Annotated in this window: 18 protein-coding genes; 9 read left to right on the top strand and 9 right to left on the bottom strand. The window is 35.5% G+C overall.

All coding sequences use genetic code 11. The annotated features are described in order from the left end of the window. Positions 1-52 precede the first annotated feature (52 nt). From nuoL to VHP32_08895, 3 genes are all read right to left on the bottom strand, one after another. Entirely contained in the window at positions 53-1,963 is a 1,911-nt protein-coding gene (gene nuoL / locus VHP32_08905) for an NADH-quinone oxidoreductase subunit L (protein HEX2788011.1), read from the bottom strand. Positions 1,964-2,003: 40 nt separating this feature from the next. Continuing rightward, positions 2,004-2,306 carry an NADH-quinone oxidoreductase subunit NuoK gene (gene nuoK / locus VHP32_08900; protein HEX2788010.1) on the bottom strand — a complete coding sequence of 101 codons (303 nt, stop codon included), beginning with the start codon at positions 2,304-2,306 and terminating at the stop codon, positions 2,004-2,006. Between the two features lie 457 nt (positions 2,307-2,763). Next, positions 2,764-3,348 carry a hypothetical protein gene (locus VHP32_08895; protein ID HEX2788009.1) on the bottom strand — a complete coding sequence of 195 codons (585 nt, stop codon included), beginning with the start codon at positions 3,346-3,348 and terminating at the stop codon, positions 2,764-2,766. 100 nt (positions 3,349-3,448) lie between these two features. Between VHP32_08895 and VHP32_08890 the strand changes: the two genes are divergently transcribed. Further along, positions 3,449-4,555, top strand: coding sequence for an LptF/LptG family permease (locus VHP32_08890; protein ID HEX2788008.1), 1,107 nt, complete (start codon positions 3,449-3,451; stop codon positions 4,553-4,555). Between the two features lie 95 nt (positions 4,556-4,650). On the opposite strand, the gene VHP32_08885 is transcribed toward VHP32_08890, so the two are convergent. Then, entirely contained in the window at positions 4,651-4,992 is a 342-nt protein-coding gene (locus VHP32_08885; protein ID HEX2788007.1) for a DUF3467 domain-containing protein, read from the bottom strand. 193 nt (positions 4,993-5,185) lie between these two features. Here VHP32_08885 and VHP32_08880 point away from each other — a divergent pair, with 193 nt between their 5' ends. The 7 genes from VHP32_08880 (at position 5,186) to VHP32_08850 (ending at position 12,582) form a co-directional block, all read left to right on the top strand. Then, a complete protein-coding gene (locus VHP32_08880) occupies positions 5,186-6,091 on the top strand; it encodes a PfkB family carbohydrate kinase (protein HEX2788006.1) in 906 nt (301 codons plus the stop codon). Between the two features lie 125 nt (positions 6,092-6,216). After that, positions 6,217-8,304, top strand: coding sequence for a choice-of-anchor L domain-containing protein (locus VHP32_08875; protein ID HEX2788005.1), 2,088 nt, complete (start codon positions 6,217-6,219; stop codon positions 8,302-8,304). A 137-nt stretch (positions 8,305-8,441) separates the two neighbouring features. Next, positions 8,442-8,831 carry a hypothetical protein gene (locus VHP32_08870; GenBank protein ID HEX2788004.1) on the top strand — a complete coding sequence of 130 codons (390 nt, stop codon included), beginning with the start codon at positions 8,442-8,444 and terminating at the stop codon, positions 8,829-8,831. 21 nt (positions 8,832-8,852) lie between these two features. After that, entirely contained in the window at positions 8,853-9,563 is a 711-nt protein-coding gene (gene recO, locus VHP32_08865) for a DNA repair protein RecO (GenBank protein ID HEX2788003.1), read from the top strand. A gap of 49 nt (positions 9,564-9,612) precedes the next feature. Next, on the top strand, positions 9,613-11,127 hold the full coding sequence (locus tag VHP32_08860; GenBank protein HEX2788002.1) for a Do family serine endopeptidase: 1,515 nt from the start codon (positions 9,613-9,615) through the stop codon (positions 11,125-11,127). 122 nt (positions 11,128-11,249) lie between these two features. After that, positions 11,250-11,633: a T9SS type A sorting domain-containing protein gene (locus VHP32_08855; protein ID HEX2788001.1), complete on the top strand. Its 384-nt coding sequence runs from the start codon at positions 11,250-11,252 to the stop codon at positions 11,631-11,633. A gap of 40 nt (positions 11,634-11,673) precedes the next feature. After that, complete coding sequence (locus VHP32_08850) at positions 11,674-12,582, top strand: T9SS type A sorting domain-containing protein (protein HEX2788000.1); 909 nt, start codon at positions 11,674-11,676, stop codon at positions 12,580-12,582. A 304-nt stretch (positions 12,583-12,886) separates the two neighbouring features. Here the strand turns inward: VHP32_08850 and VHP32_08845 are convergent, their stop codons facing one another. From VHP32_08845 to VHP32_08825, 5 genes are all read right to left on the bottom strand, one after another. Beyond that, positions 12,887-16,012: a S8 family serine peptidase gene (locus tag VHP32_08845; protein ID HEX2787999.1), complete on the bottom strand. Its 3,126-nt coding sequence runs from the start codon at positions 16,010-16,012 to the stop codon at positions 12,887-12,889. Positions 16,013-16,179: 167 nt separating this feature from the next. Beyond that, positions 16,180-17,781: a beta-propeller fold lactonase family protein gene (locus tag VHP32_08840; GenBank protein HEX2787998.1), complete on the bottom strand. Its 1,602-nt coding sequence runs from the start codon at positions 17,779-17,781 to the stop codon at positions 16,180-16,182. After that, positions 17,735-18,184, bottom strand: a complete 450-nt coding sequence (locus VHP32_08835; GenBank protein HEX2787997.1) for a thioesterase family protein — start codon at positions 18,182-18,184, stop codon at positions 17,735-17,737. The genes VHP32_08840 and VHP32_08835 overlap by 47 nt, the downstream gene beginning before the upstream one ends. After that, positions 18,184-18,705, bottom strand: coding sequence for a hypothetical protein (locus VHP32_08830; protein ID HEX2787996.1), 522 nt, complete (start codon positions 18,703-18,705; stop codon positions 18,184-18,186). The genes VHP32_08835 and VHP32_08830 overlap by 1 nt, the downstream gene beginning before the upstream one ends. A gap of 18 nt (positions 18,706-18,723) precedes the next feature. After that, complete coding sequence (locus tag VHP32_08825) at positions 18,724-20,136, bottom strand: DNA methyltransferase (protein ID HEX2787995.1); 1,413 nt, start codon at positions 20,134-20,136, stop codon at positions 18,724-18,726. Positions 20,137-20,269: 133 nt separating this feature from the next. On the opposite strand from VHP32_08825, the gene rocF reads away from it, so the two are divergent. Further along, positions 20,270-21,196 carry an arginase gene (gene rocF / locus VHP32_08820; GenBank protein ID HEX2787994.1) on the top strand — a complete coding sequence of 309 codons (927 nt, stop codon included), beginning with the start codon at positions 20,270-20,272 and terminating at the stop codon, positions 21,194-21,196. The last annotated feature ends 127 nt before the right edge of the window (positions 21,197-21,323 follow it).

Raw genomic sequence — 21,323 nt, 5'->3', positions numbered from 1 at the left:
GAATGACAAAATTTTTATTTTATCCGCCTTCGCGGGAATGACACCTGTGATGTTACTTAAATAACAAATACACCAGCACAACAACAATTCCCAATACAGTTAAAGTTGTATAATCCTGAATAACGCCGGTTTGGATTTTACGCCAGTCGAAGCTGAGGCGTGATATGTAATTTGCGACTCCGTTAACAAAGCCGTCGATTATTTTAACATCAAAAATTTTCCAGAGAATTTTATCCGAACCTTCCTGAATCGGCTTTACGATACCTGCTTCATAAATTTCATCAACATAATATTTGTTCTCGAGAACCTTTCCGAATCCCTGCGGCTCAGGGAAAGTTTCCTGCTTTGTGAACTTCTTCATAGCAAGTATAATCATTGTTACAGCAACAACAACAGATATGGCTAGAAGTCCGAGCTCAAGCGCAAGCGATACATGATGTTCGGGATGGTATGTAGAAACTACAGCAACTGCATTGGCAAAAACCGGAGCAAGCCATTCACCCAAAAGATTTGGTCCTAAGAAATGAGGAAGCCCGATAAATCCGCCGAGAGTCGCTAAAACAGTAAGAATAATTAATGGAATGGTCATTGTCGAAGGGGACTCATGCGGGTGAACGTGCGCTTCATCATATCTTGGCTTTCCGTAGAAAGTCAGCCCCATCAAACGCCACATATAAAATGCCGTGCATGCGGCAGTTATTACAGTTAAAATATAAAATATTGGTCCATCAGTAACGTATGTGTCAAACATAATTTCGTCTTTCGAAAAGAACCCTGATAGGGGAGGAATACCAGATATCGCAAGCGAGCCGATGAAAAACGTTACAAAAGTAATTTTCATTTTGTTTTTCAATCCGCCCATTTTTGTAATGTCCTGTTCGCCGTGCATTCCGTGAATAACAGAACCCGAACCAAGAAATAACAATGCTTTGAAAAACGCGTGAGTTATTAAGTGAAATATTGCAACGTGAAATGCAAAACTGCCAAGTGCAATAAACATAAATCCAAGCTGTGAGACGGTTGAATATGCAAGAATTTTTTTGATGTCATTTTGTTTGAGGGCAATCGTTGCTGCTATTAAAGCAGTCAGCACGCCTATGATTAAAACAACGTTTGTAGCAACAGGCGCAAGCGCATAAAGCAGGGAAGTTCTTGCAACAAGATAAATACCTGCAGTTACCATCGTAGCCGCGTGGATGAGTGCAGATACCGGTGTCGGACCTGCCATAGCGTCAGGAAGCCATACGAACAAAGGAATCTGCGCGGACTTACCGCAAGCACCAAGGAAGAGCAATAACGCAATTGCGAGAAGCAGTGAGTTACCAACTTCGAGTCCGGCAATGTTTCCTAAAAATCCCTGTATGTCAAGAGTTCCAAAAGTTGTAAAAATTAAAAACATCGCAATCATAAAACCAAAGTCACCGATTCTGTTAACGACAAATGCTTTCTTTGCCGCGACTCCTGTAAATGTTTTATCATACCAGAAACCGATAAGCAAATATGAAGCTAAACCAACGCCTTCCCATCCGAGGAACACAAGTAGAAAATTACTTCCAAGAATCAAGTTAAGCATTGCGAAGATAAACAAATTCAGGAATGCAAAAAACTTTGCAAACCCGGGGTCGCCGTGCATATAGCCGATTGAATAAACGTGGATTAAAAATCCTATACCAGTTACAATTAAGAATAAAGAAATGGAAAGAGTATCGACATAAAACGCATAATCGATTGAAAGATTTCCTGTTGCAATCCAGCTGAAGTAATTCAGATTGAGAACCCGAGCTTCAGGAGGCAGGGACATAAACTCAAAGAAGATTGAGCATCCGATAAGAAAGGGGATTAACACCATCAGCGAGCTGAACCAACCGGAAAGTTTTTCATTGTTGATTCTTCTGCCGAATATTCCGTTAACTAAAAAGCCGATTAAAGGTAAGAGAACAACAAGATAGAAGTATTGCGCCATTTAGTTTTATTCTAAATTTGTCTGAATTGAAAATTATATTTTACCACTTAAGAATATTGATTTCGTCAATATTGACGGTCTCTTTATTCCTGAACAATGAAATTACTATGGCAAGTCCGATTGCCGCTTCAGCAGCCGCAACAGTGAGCACCATAAACACAAAAATCTGACCGTTTATATCACCTAAAAACGATGAGAATGCCACGAATGATATATTAATGGCATTCAGCATAAGCTCAATGCTCATGAATATTATAATGGCATTTCTGCGAACCAAAACTCCCACAACACCAATTGAAAACAAAATCGTACTTAAAATCAGAAAATTGTTTAATTCAATCATTATATAGCAAATGTATAATTAGAAAATTTAACAAAAATAGCGAATTTTTAATTAAAATTAAATTAATCAATTAAAACTTAGTAAGAATTTTTTGAATTATACGAATTTAAAATATTGTACAAAAAATTATAAAGATTTTAATTTGATTAATTTTAAAATATGATAAATAATGTCATTCCAGCGGAAGCTGGAATCTAGTCTAGAAGTTTCTAAAAGAAATGCTCCTGTAATCAAATTAGATTATTAAAACCATAGACTAATAAATTACTGTTGTCTGGATCCCAGCCTTCGCTGGGATGACACCGAAGAGCAGAATAGAGAGGGAATGACAATAACGTTTGAAAGGATTTAAAGAATTATAAATACTGAAACCTTTAAACAACTTATAAACACTTCTATATGAATAACTTTACATAATATATATTATATAACATATTATATGAAAATTATTAACATTTTAACTGATTGATGATAACAATTTTAAGGTTTTTGAAATGTTTGATTTGCGATTATATGGCTTGGTTAGATCAATTACTTCTCTTAACTCTTTAGTATTTGAACCGGCATTTAAAGCTCCTATAAGATGTGATAATAACTGAACCGGAAAGTATGACGTGCTGAGGATTGATACGTTGATTAATTCGCGTTGCTTTAAGGTTAAAAACGGACGTGATAATACTTTACCATAGCCCTCCTGAATCATCCAAGTTTTTAACTCAGGACTTATGGATGACATGTTCTTTAACAGCTTGTGATAATTAGAACCATAAATGATTTTACAGACTTTTTTACCTGACGATTTTATGTTTACAGCATTATATTCATCTGTCTTATAATTAAAGACGTTATTAAATGCTTTTAAAGACTCTATGGTCGATGGAAATCCGCAAAAAAGATACGTCTGCAATATTGCTTCATAAAGTTTTCTGGAGTTAACTTTATCTGATTTAGCACGTTTTAATAAAACAGGTAATTTGTCTGACTTATTTGCTGCAATGCAAGAAACGACCTTAACAAGATATATATTTTCTTTGCTTAACATATACTAAAATTTAATTTTTGAGCATTAATATAATTATTAGTTTTGTAAATTACTTAACTTAATTATTATAAAGTAGATTTAATATAATCGCTTATAGCACTTGAAGATTTTAGACAGGTACATATTAAAAAATTTCATACAGAATTTCTTTTTCGGGCTGTTCTGCTTTATAATTATTTTCATTCTGATTGATTTATTTGAAAATCTGGATAAATTTGTTGACAGACAGGTTCCGACCGGCATTATCATAAACTATTATTTAAATTTTGTTCCGGAAATAATAAAATTGCTTATTCCAGTTGCAACATTGCTTGCTTCCCTATTCACTATTTCCCGGTTTAATACATATTCTGAGTTTACCGCGATGCAGTCAGGCGGAATGAGCTTAGCGCGTTACTTAACTCCCATAATCGGCTTTGGATTAATTTTAACCATATTCTCACTTTATTTTAACGGATGGATTGTCCCTGAGTCAAATAAAACAAAATTTGCTCTGGAAAGAACGTATTTGGGTAAAAATCAAATAAGAGCACAGGTTCAGAATTTATATTTACAGGACAATTTCAACCGCATAATAACACTCGGTGTATATAATGAAGCAGAAAATAAGGCGCAGAACGTTTCTGTTCAGGTTTTTAATGCAGATACACTTACTAACTTAAAGTATAGGTTAGATATATATGAGATGAAATGGGACAGTGTTAATTCAGACTGGAAAGGTAAAAATATTATATACCGCGAGTTTATTAATGATTCTACAGTTAGTTTAGAGGAATACAAAGAACGAAACATAAGCGATTTTCAACAGATTGGAAAAATCAATCTAACACCGGGTATAATAACTAAAAACCAGTTAAAGCCGGATGAACTAAGTATATCAGAGTACAGGCAGTTCATTGATAATCTTAAATCCAGCGGATTGGCAAGCGAGCGCGCCGAGGTTGATTATTATTCAAAGTTCTCCTTCCCTTTCGCAAGCTTGATTACGATACTGTTCGGTGCATCAATTTCGGTGAACCGCCGTCGCGGTGGCGCAGCACTGCAGTTCGGGATAAGTATATTGGTAAGTTTTATATATCTCGGCTTTGTAAAAATCTCTCAGGTTTTTGGTTATAACGGTGAGATGAGTCCGGTTTTGACAGCATGGTTTGCAAACATAATTTTTCTTGCAATTGCAGTTGTGAATTTTTTAAGGATGAGGATATGATTCTTTCTTGTCATTCTGAGGAGTGAAACGACGAAGAATCCCATTCGTGAAAGAAATGGGATCCTTCGCTACGCTCAGGATGACACATAAGTTTTTTAATTTATCTTCTCATCTTTTGGTTTTACCGGCACTTGAAAACCGAATGTCTGGTCGGGCGGTTGAACATTAGTCGAAATTTCTCCGAATTGCTTTTCATAATTCCCCACATTTTCTTTTAATGCCATTAAAAAAAGTTTTGCGTGCTGCGGAGTCATTATAATTCTTGCGTGAACTTTTGCTTTAGGTATTCCGGGAAATACTCTCGTGAAATCGAGTATAAATTCTGCCGGTGAATGTGAAATTATAGCAAGGTTTGAGTAAATGCCTTCTGCTTCTTTCTCTCCAAGCTCAATGTTTATCTGCTGCGGGTTCTGAACAGTTTTATCTTTGTTATCCATTTTGAAAAATATATGATTTAATAAATTTAATTAAATTAATATTATGAGTATTTTTATTGATTATCAAGCCACGAATAAGTTAATTGGCAAAAGATGGTGTCCTCTTGAGTATAGCGAAGGATCACATTTGGGATTCTTCGTCGTTTCACTCCTCAGAATGACACATTTAAATTAAAGAAAGGAAAAAACATAAATGAGTTTACTTGTTGTAGGAACTGTTGCATTTGATACAATCGAAACACCCTTCGGCAAAGCAGATATGGCGCTTGGCGGTTCAGGGACATACATATCCGTATCTGCAAGCTATTTTATTAATGACATTAATCTTATAAGCATTATAGGATATGACTTCCCTGAAAAGGAGCTCGAGTTTCTAAAATCGAAAGGCGTTGATATTACAGGCATAGAAAAAATTAAAGACATGAAAACTTTTTACTGGCATGGTAAATATCATTTTGACATGAACACACGCGATTCGCTTGCAACGGATTTGAACGTGCTTACTGTTTTTAATCCGAAGGTTCCTGAGAATTTTAAAAAACCAGATTACTTAGTTCTTGGCAACATTGACCCTACAATTCAACGGGCATTAATCGAGCAGGTTGAAAAACCAAAGCTTGTAATGTGCGACACGATGAACTTCTGGATTGAAAGCATGAAACCGCAGCTTCTCGAAACTTTAAAGTTAGTTGATATATTATTAATTAATGACAGTGAAGCAAGAGAACTAACCGGAGATTATAATCTTGTTACTGCTGCACGAAGCATAATGTCGATGGGTCCGAAAGTTGTTGTGATTAAAAAAGGAGAGAACGGCGCGTTGCTCTTTAAAGACAATTATGTTTTCTTTGCACCCGCCTTCCCTCTTGAAAAAGTTTTTGACCCGACCGGGGCAGGAGATACTTTTGCAGGCGGATTTATGGGATGGATTGCTAAAACAAATGATTACTCGGTTCAGAATATGAGATTGGCGATGATTTATGGCAGCGCAATGGCATCACTTGTTGTTGAAGAGTTTTCAGTTGATAATTTGCGTAACTTAACTGAAGAAAGAATTATGGCAAGATTCAGGGAATTTAAAAGCTTAACAGAATTTTAATTCCTAAATACCCAAGAATTGAAACAAATAAATCGGCTGATTTTAGCTTATTTTAGCTAAAAATTTATTGTTTTTATTATAAATAAATTCCTTAACTTCCGTTACCAAAAAATAAAGGAGGAAGTATGAAATTTGTTCACAAATTTTTGTTGCTTTCTTTTGTAATTTACCTGACTTCTTTTTACGGAAGCTGTGATAAAGACCCGGTCACACCTGTTGTTCCTACCGCGCCGCAAATAGGAACTTTAGAATCCAGCATTATTGATATTGAGGTAAATACAACAACAAATATTACATTCAGATATTCAATTGCAAGTGGAATTTCTCTTGTAGATTCTCTTGTAAAACTTAACAAAGTTGATAACTCAGGAAATCTTTCCACACAGTTAGGAATTTTGCAGGATAATGGAAACCTTGCGAACGGTGATGACATCGCAGGTGATGGGGTTTACAGTGGGATTTTTTCTATTGTTGAATCAGCGGTCGGTGTTTCAAGATATGCAGCATCGGCATCACTTATTGTTGAAGGTCAAACCGTTACAGGTATGTCAAAAATTGACACCATAACGGTTTATAATGCATTAAGCAATTCAACTGTCGGACAAGTAATGACTGTTCTCACTGCAGGTGAGAATCATTTTGTAACTGCACTTGCCGGAAATGTCGGAAATTATGCAAGCGCATTTAATTCGACTGCAACGTTTCTACAAACTCAATCAGGTGTTACATCAGTTGATGCAGGAAGCGGAAGCACAAGCATGGAAGTTACTTTCTCTTCAGGAGTGCATGGAACCTTAACTCTCTCACTTGCCAATGCAAACGGAACTGTTTTAACCAGAGGCGGTCAATTGGATGATGACCCGCTTAAGAAAAGAGCTAAGGGTCCGACCATACCGATTGAACGACAAACCAGAGGTGAAAATTTATTCGGACCTCAGAGAGAAGTCATTGAAAACATTGATAATCCAAACTTAGAACCGAATATTATCGGTAACAGAAATGTTCTTATATTTGCACCGTATGAAGCGGCATTTGCTCCTGCAAATGAGCGCAACACGATTATAAATAATCTCAATAATGCCGAATGCAGAGGATTCGAAGTTACTTCTCTCGTCAATCAGGAAGCAACTGTAAAATCCATAATGGATATTACCAAATATGGATTTGTAATTCTTGCAACTCACGGTGTTCAGGGAAGATGGTTTTATACTGCAGAAACTGTTGATACTGCATCGAATGATTACAAAACGATATATAAACCTTTGATTACAGCAGGTCGTCTTGGTATTGCAAACAATATCGTAATATCAAATACCGGCGGAGTCGTTACAAGAAAAAATGTATATGCAATTCATCATTCATTTATTTCATCAAGAACAGGAACATTCCCTAACAGCATTATTCTGAACAACTCTTGTGAAGGAACAATGAATCCTGATTTAAGTAATGCATTCAGAAACAAAGGTGCAAAGACTTATTATGGTTACAGCAAAGTTGTCAACAGCGCATTTTGCGTAACAATTGCAGATACAGTATCAAAGAGATTTGCACGCGGCTTAAATTCCGGACAGGCATTTATGGCTTCAACAGATCCTGTTGCTCCTAATGCAGTATTCCAGATGAACGGTGCAAACGATATGTCATTCTCATTAAAATTATTGAACGGAAATTTCGATGCAGGAACACTTGAAGGATTTACAAAAGAAGGTGACGGAAGAGTTATCACAAGATTAAACGTTGTAAATCCGACACAAGGTTCATTCATGGGAATCATCTCAACGGGATTGGGCTTTACTACTTCAAGCGGTTCGATTGCGCAATGCGTTAAGATTGAAGACAACCAATCCAACCTCACGCTCAAATGGAACTTCTTATCTGAGGAATTCTTAGAGTTCATTAATTCGCAGTTTCAGGATTTCTTCCAGATTAGTGTTACGAAGCCTGACGGTGTTGAAGTTATTTTATATAGAAAAACAATTGATGAAATTGCCGCAATGTTTGGAGCCACACAGCAAAATCCGGGAAGTCTTGTTCGCGTATCCCCCGGCATTGTTTTTGACCAGGGTGATGTTTATATGACAAACTGGCAGACATTAACTCTTAATGTTACTGCATTCAGAGGAATGATTATTAACATAAAATTCTCTGCAGGCGATGTCGGTGATAGTATTTATGACACAGCAATATTGCTCGATGAGATATTAATCAATTAACTTTATTTTAAACTGCCTGCTTAATTTAAGCAGGCAGTTTTTCATATTTAAATATTTTTATTATGTTTTATTTATTATTAATTTTGTTTTTTTCAGTGCAGTGCAACACATCTAAACAGCTTAATCAAAATGATAATGTGAAAATAAATTTATATGAATCCGGCAGGGTTACTGTTTATAACAAAAATTTTGACGATTTAAAACCATTCATTGATAATGTTTTTAAAAACACAGATGAAATATTAAGATTATATGCCGATGAGGAATATATTAACAACATCAAAAATAACTACAGCGCAATTGAAATAGAATTTTCGGAAGCAAAACCTTTTCAATCAAGTGCGACAGGTCTAATCAATTTAAAAAAAATTTTCATTCCACTCTCCGGTGATCTTGCCGGAAATCAGGACTCCCCTATTGTTACCTTAATAATCGGTGAAAACAGCGAATATATTTCATCACCATTTAGAGCAAATAATGCCTTAAATTCTTTAAATGAAATGGTTAGCTTTGTAAAAAAACCGTAACCTGCAAAAGCAAATTGTCGTATGAGTTTAGTAAGAACTGAAGGTATCGTACTTAAAACTTTTAAGTATAGTGATTCAAGTAAAATTGTTACAATTTTCAGCAAAGAAACCGGAAAGTTCAATGCTCTTGTGAAAGGAGCTCGAAATTTAAAATCGAAAACTTCGGGAATTTATAACCTGATAAATAAAATCGACGTTCATTTTAATAAAAAAGAAACACGGGACTTACAGGTAATTTCAAAAGCGGAGGTTTTAGACTCTTATAATAATCTTAAGAGCGATTTTGACAGTCTTAGCATAGGTTACAGAGTTATCGAGATTTTGAATTTGTCGTTAACGGAATATTATATTAATCAAAATTTGTATAACTTTACAAATGTTCTTTTAAATCAAATAAATAATACACAAAACTCAGGGAAATCATTTCTATTATATTTTCAGATTGGGTTTTTAGAGAAGATGGGCTTAAACTTTCTAAGTGTCAGTAATGTCAAAAGCTTATATGAAACTAATTTGGTTAGTGACGCATTTAATATTAAAATTGAAGATTTTGACCAAATCAGGGAATTTTATGGAAATGGTATGAGTTTTGAATCAAGTAACAGCAAGGAAAGTTTAACTGAACAACAGGTTGACAAGTTTATAAACGCTTTTGACACGATTATAAAGAACAATTTTTTATCAAACAGAAATTTCAGGACAAAACAAATTTTAAAAGATATAGCAAATTAATACTGCTTTTTAAAGCTAAATAAGTCTAATAAAGGAGACACAACATAATATGAAAAAGAAATCAATATTTGCGGGAGCTATTCTCTTGTTAATTGCTCTTTCTTTCGGAGCAATATTGATTGCTGCTTTAAGTAAAGGAAATTTGAAAGCAGGCAGCTCAGGAATAGAGTTTAAGACTACCCCACCTATAACAAATATAAATCCGAGCGTTACGGATATGAATAACGCATTTGTAGAAATTTCAAAAGCAGTAACACCTACAGTAGTGTATATTGAAGTAACCAACAAAGGAAAATCAAATAACAAAGGCGACCAGAAAGTACCGGAAGGATTTGAGTTTTTCTTTGGTCCTGACCAGGATTTTGGAGAGCAAATGCCTTCACAGGGTTCAGGTTCGGGTGTTATTATCAGTAATGACGGTTATATTATGACAAATAATCACGTTGTTGCAAATGCTTCCGAGCATGGAATAAGAGTCGTATTAACAGACAAAAGAGAGTTTGAAGCAAAGTTAATTGGAACAGATCCTAATACTGACGTTGCAGTAATCAAAATTGAAGGCAGCGGCTTCCCTACCGCAACAATCGGAAATTCAGATAATGTTCAGGTTGGACAATGGGTTTTGGCAGTCGGTAATCCGCTTGGTTTAAACAATACAGTTACATCAGGTATTGTTTCAGCATTAGGGAGAAATGTTCAGGTTAGCGGCGATGCATATTCAATTAATAATTTTATCCAGACTGATGCAGCTATTAATCCCGGTAACTCCGGTGGTGCTTTAGTTGATATTTCCGGTTCAGTTATCGGAATTAATGCAGCAATAAAATCTAACACAGGATATTTTCAGGGTTATGGTTTTGCTATTCCAATAAACTTAGCAAGAAACGTTGCAGATGAATTGATAAGAAGCGGAAAAATTACACGTGGATACATTGGTGTTCAGATTAAAGATGTTGATATGAAAGAAGCAAAAGGTTTAGGTCTTGACAAAGCAAGAGGTGTTTTAGTTCAGGGAGTTGTCAAAGGCGGAGCCGGTGAAGAAGCAGGTGTGCAAATCGGTGATATTATTTTGAAAGTTGATGGTCAGGAAGTAAATGCTTCCAATCAATTGCAGACTATCATCGGTCAAAAGAGACCCGGCGATGCAGTCAGCCTGGAAATTTTCAGAGATGGAAATACACTAAATAAATCTGTTACTTTGAAACCAAGAGCTGAGGATAATGATGCTCTTGCAAAGAATATGTCAAACGATAATAATCAAAGCGAAAGTTTTAATTCAAAAAGCTTTGAATCTATTGGTTTATCAGTATCAGATATGGCAGGTTCTATGTTGAAAAACATGGATATAAGCAAAGGTGTTTTGGTAACGAATGTTCAGATGATGTCAGAAGCTTATCAGCGTGGAATAAGAAAAGGATTTGTTATTCTACAAGCGGATAAACAAGATGTAAGTAGCGTGGAAGACTTGAATTCAATTTTAAATAATAAAAATAAAGGCGACGTTATAATTTTAAAAGTTATGACACCTGAAAAGGAAGTCAGAATTATAGCTTTAGGTCTCTAATAGTTGTAAATTATACAAAAATCCCTCATTTTAAATAATTTTGAGGGGTTTTTGTATTGTATCTTAAAAAGGGTTGTTTTTTTAATATTTAATTCTTAATTTTGCATTAGGAAAAGTATATTATGAAATTAGTTTATACAATTTTGATTGTTTTGGTGGTTCTTATTAGCGGCTCAAATGCAAAAGCCGGTAATAATAAGCACTTCTACAACGAAACGGATGGAATCGGCGCCGGATACGGAGACGATTTCAAACTTTATCAAAACTTCCCTAATCCTTTCAATCCTGTTACTAAAATTAATTATAAACTGAATGCTAACGGATTTGTATCCTTAGTTGTTTATAATCTTATCGGTCAGGAAGTGAAAGTATTGGTTAATGATTTTCAGGAAGCCGGAACATATGCTGTTACGTTCGACGGCTCTGAATTAACAACAGGGATTTATATCTATAAATTACAAATGAACGGTTATACGTCCGTAAGACGAATGACCTTAGTTAAGTAATTTCCCTATTTTTTACTTTTTATTAATCAGTAATCTTTAAATGAAAAAATTCATAAGCAGCAGTGTATTTATATTATTCTTAACGATAATATTTAGCAATTCCCTATCAGCACAGTCTTCCCTCATATTAGATGATTTTTCAAAGAAAGCACTTCCCGATTGGATTTGGGGCGGTGTTGATATGAAATATTCACATGCAGAAGATAATAAAGAAAATGGCTATGCTGAAATTTATTCAAACGATATAGTTAAACCTAATTCTTATATCGGAAAAATCGAGAAACAAAAAAAGTTTTTATTTACAGCAGGCAATTTTGTAAATCTTATGTTAAAAGGTGTTGAGAACAATTGTCTTGTAAAAGTTTCGCTCATTTATGATGTTGATAATGATAATGCATATGAAGAAGATGTTGATATTATGCTGATGGCAAAACCGATTTCTTTAAACTTTAAAGGATGGAAAGAAGTAAAATTTAAGCTTGACGAAGAAAGCTTTAAATTGATTTCAAAACATAAAGATGATTTTACCGTCACCGAAGAGCCGGCAATGTCAATAAGAATCGAATTTGAATCAGGTCCCGATTTCACACCTGCAAAATTTGAATCAGGAATTGCTTTAGTTTCTGAAATTACAAATACCGAGAATTTAATTTCAAGCGAAAGTTCTTCTCACAAAAATCCCGAGGAAACATATTTTAAAGCAAAAAATTACCCTAATCCATTCAATCCAAGTACGACAATCTCTTTTGTTTTGTCTCAATCTGATAATGTTTCATTAACAGTTTATGACAGAATAGGACGTGAAGTAAGTGTTTTAATGGACCAGCAATTAGGTGCGGGTGAACACACAATAGAGTTTAACGCTTCAGGACTTCCAAGCGGAATTTATTTTTACCGCATCAAAACTTCCGACAGAACGGAAGTCTTTAAAATGATGCTCGCGAAGTAAAGCCTGCGTGTCATTCTGAGCGAAGCGAAGAATCCCCATACAAATTGTTAACAATAAAAAAGCCCTGTTGATTTCTCAACAGGGCTTTTTTGTTATACTTTTATTAAGTGTCATTCCCGCGAAGGCGGGAATCCAAGCTAAAATTTTAATTGCAAGAATAATTTTTACAATAAAATTCTTAATAGAATTAAGCATAAAAAAACCTCATTGATTTCTCAATGAGGTTTTTGTTTTTATAAATTTGTTAAATATCTTACTTTATCAGCATCCCCGCCAAGGCGGGACTACTAATAAAATGATTAAATCATTTTATCAGCATCATTCGTTTCACATCAACGAATTCTTTTGATTCTAATCTATAGAAGTAAACTCCCGATGCAAGATTTGTTGCGTTGAAATCAACTGAGTAATATCCCGGTGATTTCATTTCGTTTACCAATTGCGCAATTAATCTTCCTGTTACATCATAAACTTTCATAGTTACAAATCCTTGCTTTGGAATTGCAAAGTTTATTTTTGTTACAGGATTAAACGGATTCGGGAAATTCTGTTTTAATTCATAAACCGTAGGGATAGCATTCGGATCTTCGATATTGGTCGGTGTAATTTGGTCAACATAATCAAGACCTGCATTGATCCATCTTCTTTGAGGTGAGCCGCTTGCACCGCCGACTGCATTTTTAAGAGATTCAAAATCAACTGCAAAAGTAGCAACGTTAAAGTTGTTTGCCATTCTTCCCACGCCACTGTAATTACCGGCTACTCTTGTAAATGCATATAAATATGATAAACTCGGAACAGTTGACTTAGCAAGAACGTCAGGCCATGGACCTGAAGTGCTGTCTTTTAATCCTGCGTTTACTCTATCACCTATTAATCCCTCTGGACCTGTGCTTCCTGTCGGTCTGTCAGAAACAAAAGTAAAACCAAGAGTATTATTAGCAAAATCGGCATCAAGATAAGTTGAGCCCGTTCTTCCCCAGTGATAACCGACGTCTTCAGCAAAGATAATGAGTTTTGATTTTGTTGCAATTGATGTTCCGCCTGAAGCAAGATACGCTTTAATTGAATCTTTCATTCTGTTCGAAGCAACCGACGTTCCTTCACCGAGAAGAATGACTTTCTTGTAACCCCTTAGTGAAATTCCGTTTGTTGAAGTATTTCCTGCGCGGTTAAATAAATCATAAGTAACATTTCTTGAGTTAAGTCCCGCAATGATTGAGTCTTTTGAGATTCTGCAATTAGCGACAGTTGAATCGTATAAAACTATTACATCACCTTTTGCCTGTCTCTTTAGTGTTAAATTAAATGTTTGGTTTGATGCAGCTGAATCTGTCGGTCTGTATCCGTAAACTCTCCACTGACCAACCAATGAATCACCAGGATTTAATCCAATTCCCCCGAGTATTGCATCAAGAGATGAATTAACAACAGAAACAGAGGTATCAAAACCATTATTTCCGGGTGTCATACTCAGAGTAACAGGACCTGAGAAATTCGGTGAATCAAACATCCATTTGTATGAAATTCCTTCGCTTGACCTGCTCCATTTGAACTCAACGTTAGAAGTATTAAATACAGATGTTACAATAGTCGTATTTGTTGCGGGTGATATTAAATTAACAGGTGTATTTACAGGAGTTCCTCGTCTTAAAGTTATAGATCTCGGACCATTTGTTGCTTTCATTGAATCACTTCCTGTAGGTCTGAAAGCCCATACATCCCATTGCCCTACTAACTGTCCGCCTTGAGCTACTCCAAGACCTGCAAGAATTGCATCAAGCTGTCCTGAAGTAACAGTAAGCACATTAGAACTGCCGCTTAGAGTAATTTGCCTGTTTGTTGCATTAGGTGAACCAAAAATCCATTTATATGACGCACCTGTTGCTGAAGTATCCCAATTGAAAGTATATACTGTGGGTGAACCGGGTAATGAAGTTAAAGTAATTCCTGCGGCTGGGCTTTGCAAGTTATAGGAATTTAAAGGATAATTAGCTATTCTTCTAAAGGCAGCCATTAAGTCAATTACGCCTCTTCCATAAGTATTATCTTCACCTGCAGTTCCTAAATCACGTGCAGTTGTAAATAATATGGCTTTTATTTGTTTTCCGGTCATATTAGGTGCAACCTGTCTTAACAAAGCAATTGCGCCTGCAACGTGAGGTGAAGCCATTGATGTACCTGAATTATTTCCATACGTATTTCCCGGTAAAGTTGAACGGACGTTTGTTCCGGGAGCAACTACTTCAGGTTTAATTAAAAGAGTACCTGTTCCACCGCATGTTGATGGACCACGGCTTGAGCTATTACTTATAGGCAATCCCACGTTGTTTCCGTCAACATTACCGACTGACATAGTGCTAACAGAGTCAAGATTTAAGTTTTTTGGAGGAGTAATTGTCGATGCTCCCGGTCCTGAGTTACCTGCTGAGAATACAACACCTATACCTGCAGCTTCAATAGCTGTTAGTGTAAGAGCATATATTCCCGAAGTATTACATTGAACGCTTCCTGCCTGGCTTGGATCCTGCCATGAACAGCTTATTGCATCCGGCATATCGTTATTGGTTCCGGCATTGCTGTCAGGATTCATAGCCCATTGATATGCTGCAATATTCATTGTAGGATATGAAGCTCCCGGACAATCAGTAACACCCGCTGACATCCACCGTGCATCAGGAGCAACACCAACGGTGTCGTTCGCACCTCTACCGGTCATAATACCCATTGTATGTGTTCCATGGCTTCCGCAGTCAAAAGGAAAAGTAGATGATGGTGCAATCGGGTCAAACCATGCTTGCCACCAGGGGCGGCCGTTATTTCCCCACCATCTTGAGCTTAAAGCAACGTGATTTCCGTCAACACCCGTGTCAATGTGCATAACGGTTCTTCCAACACCCGTATAACCCATCATCCATAATGAATCTGCTTTAATGGCTCTTAAACCGTTTTCAACCGATTCGGCATCTCTCGAAACATTTGTATAGTCACCAACCGGCATATCCATTAAGCTTTTCTCATCATAATCCATTATTGCAACATCATTTCTTTGTGACAAGGCAAGAAGCACGTCGGGAGTAGCATCAACATATATCATGTTAGTAATCCAGAACGGTATATATTCACGCACTTTACCGGCACTCATCTGTGACTGAACGTAAGTAAGTATCGGTCCTTGTGTTGAGTTAGCTTTGTTCTGAAGAGTCGTAATAACTATTCTTGCCCGTTCTTTTAAATCCACATTCATTGCATAAAGCTGTGCATCAAGTGTATAAATGTCAACATGGTCTCTTAACAAGACCATAGTCCTTGTATATTCCAAAGGATTCAAGGACTGCATTCTTTGTCTTAATCTTTCAGTAACCTCTGCCTGAGCGAATAAATTACTTGAGATTAAAACAAATGTTAAAAGTAATAAAAGTTTTTTCATAAGTTTTTAAAAAATATTTTGAGGTTAAGAAAATAAACAATTAAGTTTAACATTATTAAAAAAAATTACAAGGTAATTATTCTCAATATATGATAAAAAACCCTGCAAATACAGGGTTTTATTTATAAAATTGCAGTATGTTTTGCCGTTTATGCTGAATAATTTTATCAATAATAAAACGGCAGAATAACAATGCCTGCCGGGAAAGACGACATCTCAAGACGTCTTGATTCAACCATTAAATCCGACATTCTTATTATTCTCGATACTCCAGGTTTATTGCTTCCGATTGTAGGATGATGACCGTCAAAACCGGCAAGAGTTTCGCATGCAATAATAGCGTACTGCCCGTCAACCGTAAAATCAACCCCGTGAGGCTGCACACCTACACTGTCGATTGTTTTAATTACAGAATATGAGCTTCCGTCAATCACGGAAACACTATTCGAGTTTCTGTTGCAGACAAAAATATATTGATTGTTTCTCGAAAACTTCATCAATAACGGGTTATCGCCTACCTGTATTCTTGAGGTCGGGCTGTATGGCGTCATGTCGCTTGTATTAAAAACTCTAACTGCATCATCTGCTGTGCAGCTTACAAACAGTTTTGAGTTGTCGCTCGAGAGAATTATCTGGTATGGTTTATATAAACCCGAACCATTGCCGTTTGGAGGAACGCCAGGTCCAACAGGAACAGACGCTACAATCTCAAAAGTTGATAAGTCAATTTTAAAAATATATTCTCCGATATTGGCAGCAACGTAAAGAAACTGACCGTCCGTTGATGCTGCCATTCCGTGCGGCGCTTTCATCTTTTGGTCTGAAACAGTATCTAAGACCTGCAGTGTATTTGCATTAAATTTTTTAACGCATCGTTCCAATCCTCCGGAATCAAAATTACTTACAAATCCTGATTGATTATCGGTCGAAATAACTAAATGAGCGGGATTTAATCCAACAGCTTGACGCCCGACCTGCTGATATGTATAAGCATCATATTTTTCAATGTAACCTTCCTGTATTAAGCTCACAAAAATGTATCTGTTTTGCTGGTCAGAAGTCACATAATGCGGAGCATCAAGTATCTGCTGTCTTCCCCCAACAGGAAAAATTCTTGTAACAAGACGGCTGGTTGTGTTAACCACAGCAATATTATCAGATGCCTGGTTTGTTATGAAACAAGGATTGGATATGGAGCTAAATGCTATGTTACCGTTTTTATCGGGCGCACCGGCATTCATCCAGTTCATTAACATTTGAATTTTATTCGGGTCATCCATTTTATGAATGGTGGGAAGTACTTCTACAACAGGTGAAACGTTTGTGTCACTGTTGACAACTGCAGTGATATGCGACCAGAATCCGTTATAAGGAATTATCATTGTTCCCTGGTCTGAACCGTTCATTGCTTTCTGCCAATTAATTAAATCCAAACCTCCTGCATGTGATTCTGAATTGTGACATGAAACACTTGCGCAGGTGTTGTTTGTGCTGTTATATGGCGTAGAAAAAAGCTGAGCAATGCTGTCAGGAAACGTTGATGTTTCGCCCGGAGTTATAAAATCCTGCTCGCAGGAAGACAGATGAGTAATTAATACTAAACAAATAAGTATGCATGTAAGAGGTAAAAAGAAAGAAGTGAAACGTGAAACGTGAGACGTTAAATAATTTGATTTTTCAGAGGAAACACTTCTCACCTCTGACGTTTGACCTTTCACATTTTTATCTTTTAAGTATTTCGATATTTTTTTCAAAAGATTTGATTTCATTTATGAATTTTTCGTTAAGTTTTTCGGGAGTGTTATTTGAAGGGTTAAGATTTACAAGGATGCCGCTTCCAGTGCAGTTTACTTCCTTATTCTTATCATTCTCGATAAGCTGATGAAAGCAAAAGCTGGAATTTTTTATCCATGCAATTCTGGTATATATATTTACTACGTCATCTAAGATTATCGGGACGTGATAGTTGATTGTGTTATTTACAACCACAACTTTTAAGCCATCGGTGAAAATTCCGTTTGGCTGAAGTACATATCCGAACTGTCTGCGGTATTCAATTCTGCCTGTTTCGAAGTATTCAAGATAAACTGCGTTGTGAACAATCCCCTGTGAGTCTACTTCATACTGTCTCGCCCGAACCTGATAAGAATGTTTAAAATCAGAAATATTCATTAGGGGATTAACTTCAATTCCTTTGCTTTTGTAATTACATAATCATGATTTTTACAATTCTCAAGAAAATCATAATTATTTTTTAATTGTTTTAATACTCCAATGGATTTACTTTTAGTTCCCCATATAGAGATTAATACTGTAGGAATAAAATACAAATCAAAGGCTCCTGATTCATTTTGTGTTATGCCAATTACAACGTCAGATGTATCAGGAGATTGAATATAAGTTTTTACATCAGATTTATAAGTTCTATCGACACCACCTCTAGTTCCTCCTGTAAAACTTACAGATTTTTTCGAAGTTTTAACTTGTGCTCTGGTAATATCTTCGCCACCAGAATCTAGTTTTCTAACTATAATTATATCATAGGGTGATAGAGGAAGTGCTACTAATGAAACATTTTTATATTTTTTCATTAATATTCCAGCAACAATATGTTCATTAGCAAATCCTTCAATTGAAGCTTGCCTTCCTATTTCTCCTGAATCTTGGATTACAGGCAATTCGTCATCAATCATAATTTATTAGTATAAAAGTTACTTTCTTAGAACAATAACCCAATCTGTGTTTATCCTTTCCCCTCGAGGTACTTTAATAAAATGTTTTATAATTTCAGAACCAAAATAATTTTCAACTTTAAAGCCAACATCATTCGCTATCTCCATTAAATATTTCCAACTTTCAAAGACCTCACCTCTAATTTTATTATTTCCAATGACTATTACATATCTTCCATTTTTCTTTAATACTCTCTGTGTTTCAACTAAATTCTTTTTCATATCAAATAAGAATTTGTATGCAATATATGCTCTTCGTGGATCTTTTTTAAATATTAATTTAATTTTTTCATCTGCTATCGGAATACCAATTAAATTTAAATCCTTGTATTGGGTGACTTTTACCACTTCCGTACCTATATGGTTTTGTTTATGTGTACTTAATGAACCATTGGCTAATCCTAACCAGTACATTTCAAGTTGGTGTGTTCTTGGATAATCAACAGCATTTACATATGGTGGTGATGTTACAGCTAAATGGAATGTATTGTTATCATAATTTAAACATCTTGCATCACTATGGTTTGGAAAATCTGCATAAGTATTATTAGGAAATAAATTTGTAAATTCATTAATATATATATTATTAATTAATAAATTTTCAGCAAATTTTGTTAATGCCATAGAGGGATAAACTTGTTTATTTAACTTTTTCCTTATGACTGTTCGCGTACAGTTATCATCAGCATTTGATACACTTCTAATAATAGATGACATTGTAATTAGTAAAAAATTTTTAATATCATTCGACGTTTTTAATTCATCAATAATTTTTTTAATGAAAGTTAATTCCAATAATATTTCTTTTTTAAACCAATTGTCTCTGTATGGAAAAATGGGTATATTTTTTTCATTAATTTTGTTTGGATTGTATAAAACAATTTTCTTTAAAACTTCATCAATTGTTGCTTTTAATTCATCCGAATTTAATGGGGTTGTCTTAACTTTAGATAATAATTGTGCAAATGGATCAATATCAATTCCAACAGTATACCGATTCAACAAAAGCGCTTCTATATTTGTTGTCGCACTACCTGAGAATGGATCTAATACATTATCATATTCATTACTATATTTTTTTATTATCCATCTTGGTAATTCAGGGAAAAATTTTGCTGGATATCTATGAATGCCATGTGAAAATCTTGTTTGATGATAACTTATAAATAAAAATCTTTGTCCAGATTCGGGTTGTAAATCAATGGGTATATCACCATCTACTCTTATCAAAGTTTCACCAAAATTATTAGTTATTTCTTTTATATTAGAAAAATCTGTGATAGTTGAAAGTTGTATACTATTTCTTTTACTAACTTTCTTTTTTTCAATTTTACGTTTGATTTCAGGTAAGGAAATTGGATAATAAACAGAAAGTGGTTGAGATAAATTCAAATTTTTATTTTAATTCTTTCAAATTACAAAACAAACCTTAAGAAATAAAGGTAAACATTAAATATAAATTTTCATAAGTAAGAGCATTTTTCCTCAATTTTTTCTCATTTTAAAATGCGTTATCTTATATGATATGGCAAAAAGAACAAGAAAAATAGGTATTATAGGGTTTCCGATGGATTTGGGAGCCGACAGACGCGGCGTGGATATGGGTCCTTCTGCAATTCGATATGCAGGGCTTGAGCGTAAGCTTGAAGCGCTCGGGTATAATGTAACAGACTTCGGTGACATCGATGTTGAGATTGCGGAAACACAAAAAGTAAGAAATGCTAAGTTAAAGTATCACGCCGAAATTATAAAGACTTCAAAATTACTTGCGAAGAAAACAGAATCGATTTTAAACCGTAAATACTCCCCTCTTATTCTCGGAGGTGACCACGCTACAGCAATCGGAAGCATTGCGGGAATTTCATCTTATTGCCGTGAAAATAATAAAACTCTTGGTGTAATCTGGATTGATGCTCATACCGATATGAATACACCTGAAACAACTCCATCAGGAAACATTCACGGAATGCCACTTGCGATTTCACTCGGGTTGGGTGATAAAAAACTTGTGCGTCTCGGAGGATTTTCTCCGAAGCTGGACATTGAAAATATTGCGCTTATCGGAATAAGAGACGTTGATTATCTTGAATCGAGAACAATAAAGAAATTGAAACCGCAGGTTTATACGATGACGGATATCGATAAGCTCGGAATGCCTCATATTATTTCAAAAGTTCTCAATGATTTTAAAGGCAGAGTTGATTTTCTTCATGTGAGCTTTGACATTGATGGGATAGACCCGGATATTGCAGAAGGAGTAGGAACACCTGTTCCCGGCGGGCTTACTTACCGTGAGTCGCAATTATTAATGGAAATGATTGCAGAAAGCGGACAGCTTTCATCGCTTGAAATGTTGGAGGTAAATCCAATACTCGACATAAAAAACCGCACAGCAGTTCTTGCAACGGAGCTGATTGCTTCAGCATTTGGTAAGAATACTTTGTTTGAATAAGGTTTTGGATTAGTAGAAATTTAAGATATGTCATTCCCGCGGGGGTACACTTTGGGTCACGAGTGAATCCCAGTAGCGACAGACAGGAATGTCTGTCGTACCCGATTTCATTTGTTGTCAGGAATTA

The organism is Ignavibacteria bacterium (assembly GCA_036262055.1).
GTDB lineage: Bacteria > Bacteroidota > Ignavibacteria > Tepidaquicellales > Tepidaquicellaceae > DATAJP01.
This window is presented reverse-complemented; position numbering and strand designations above follow the sequence as displayed.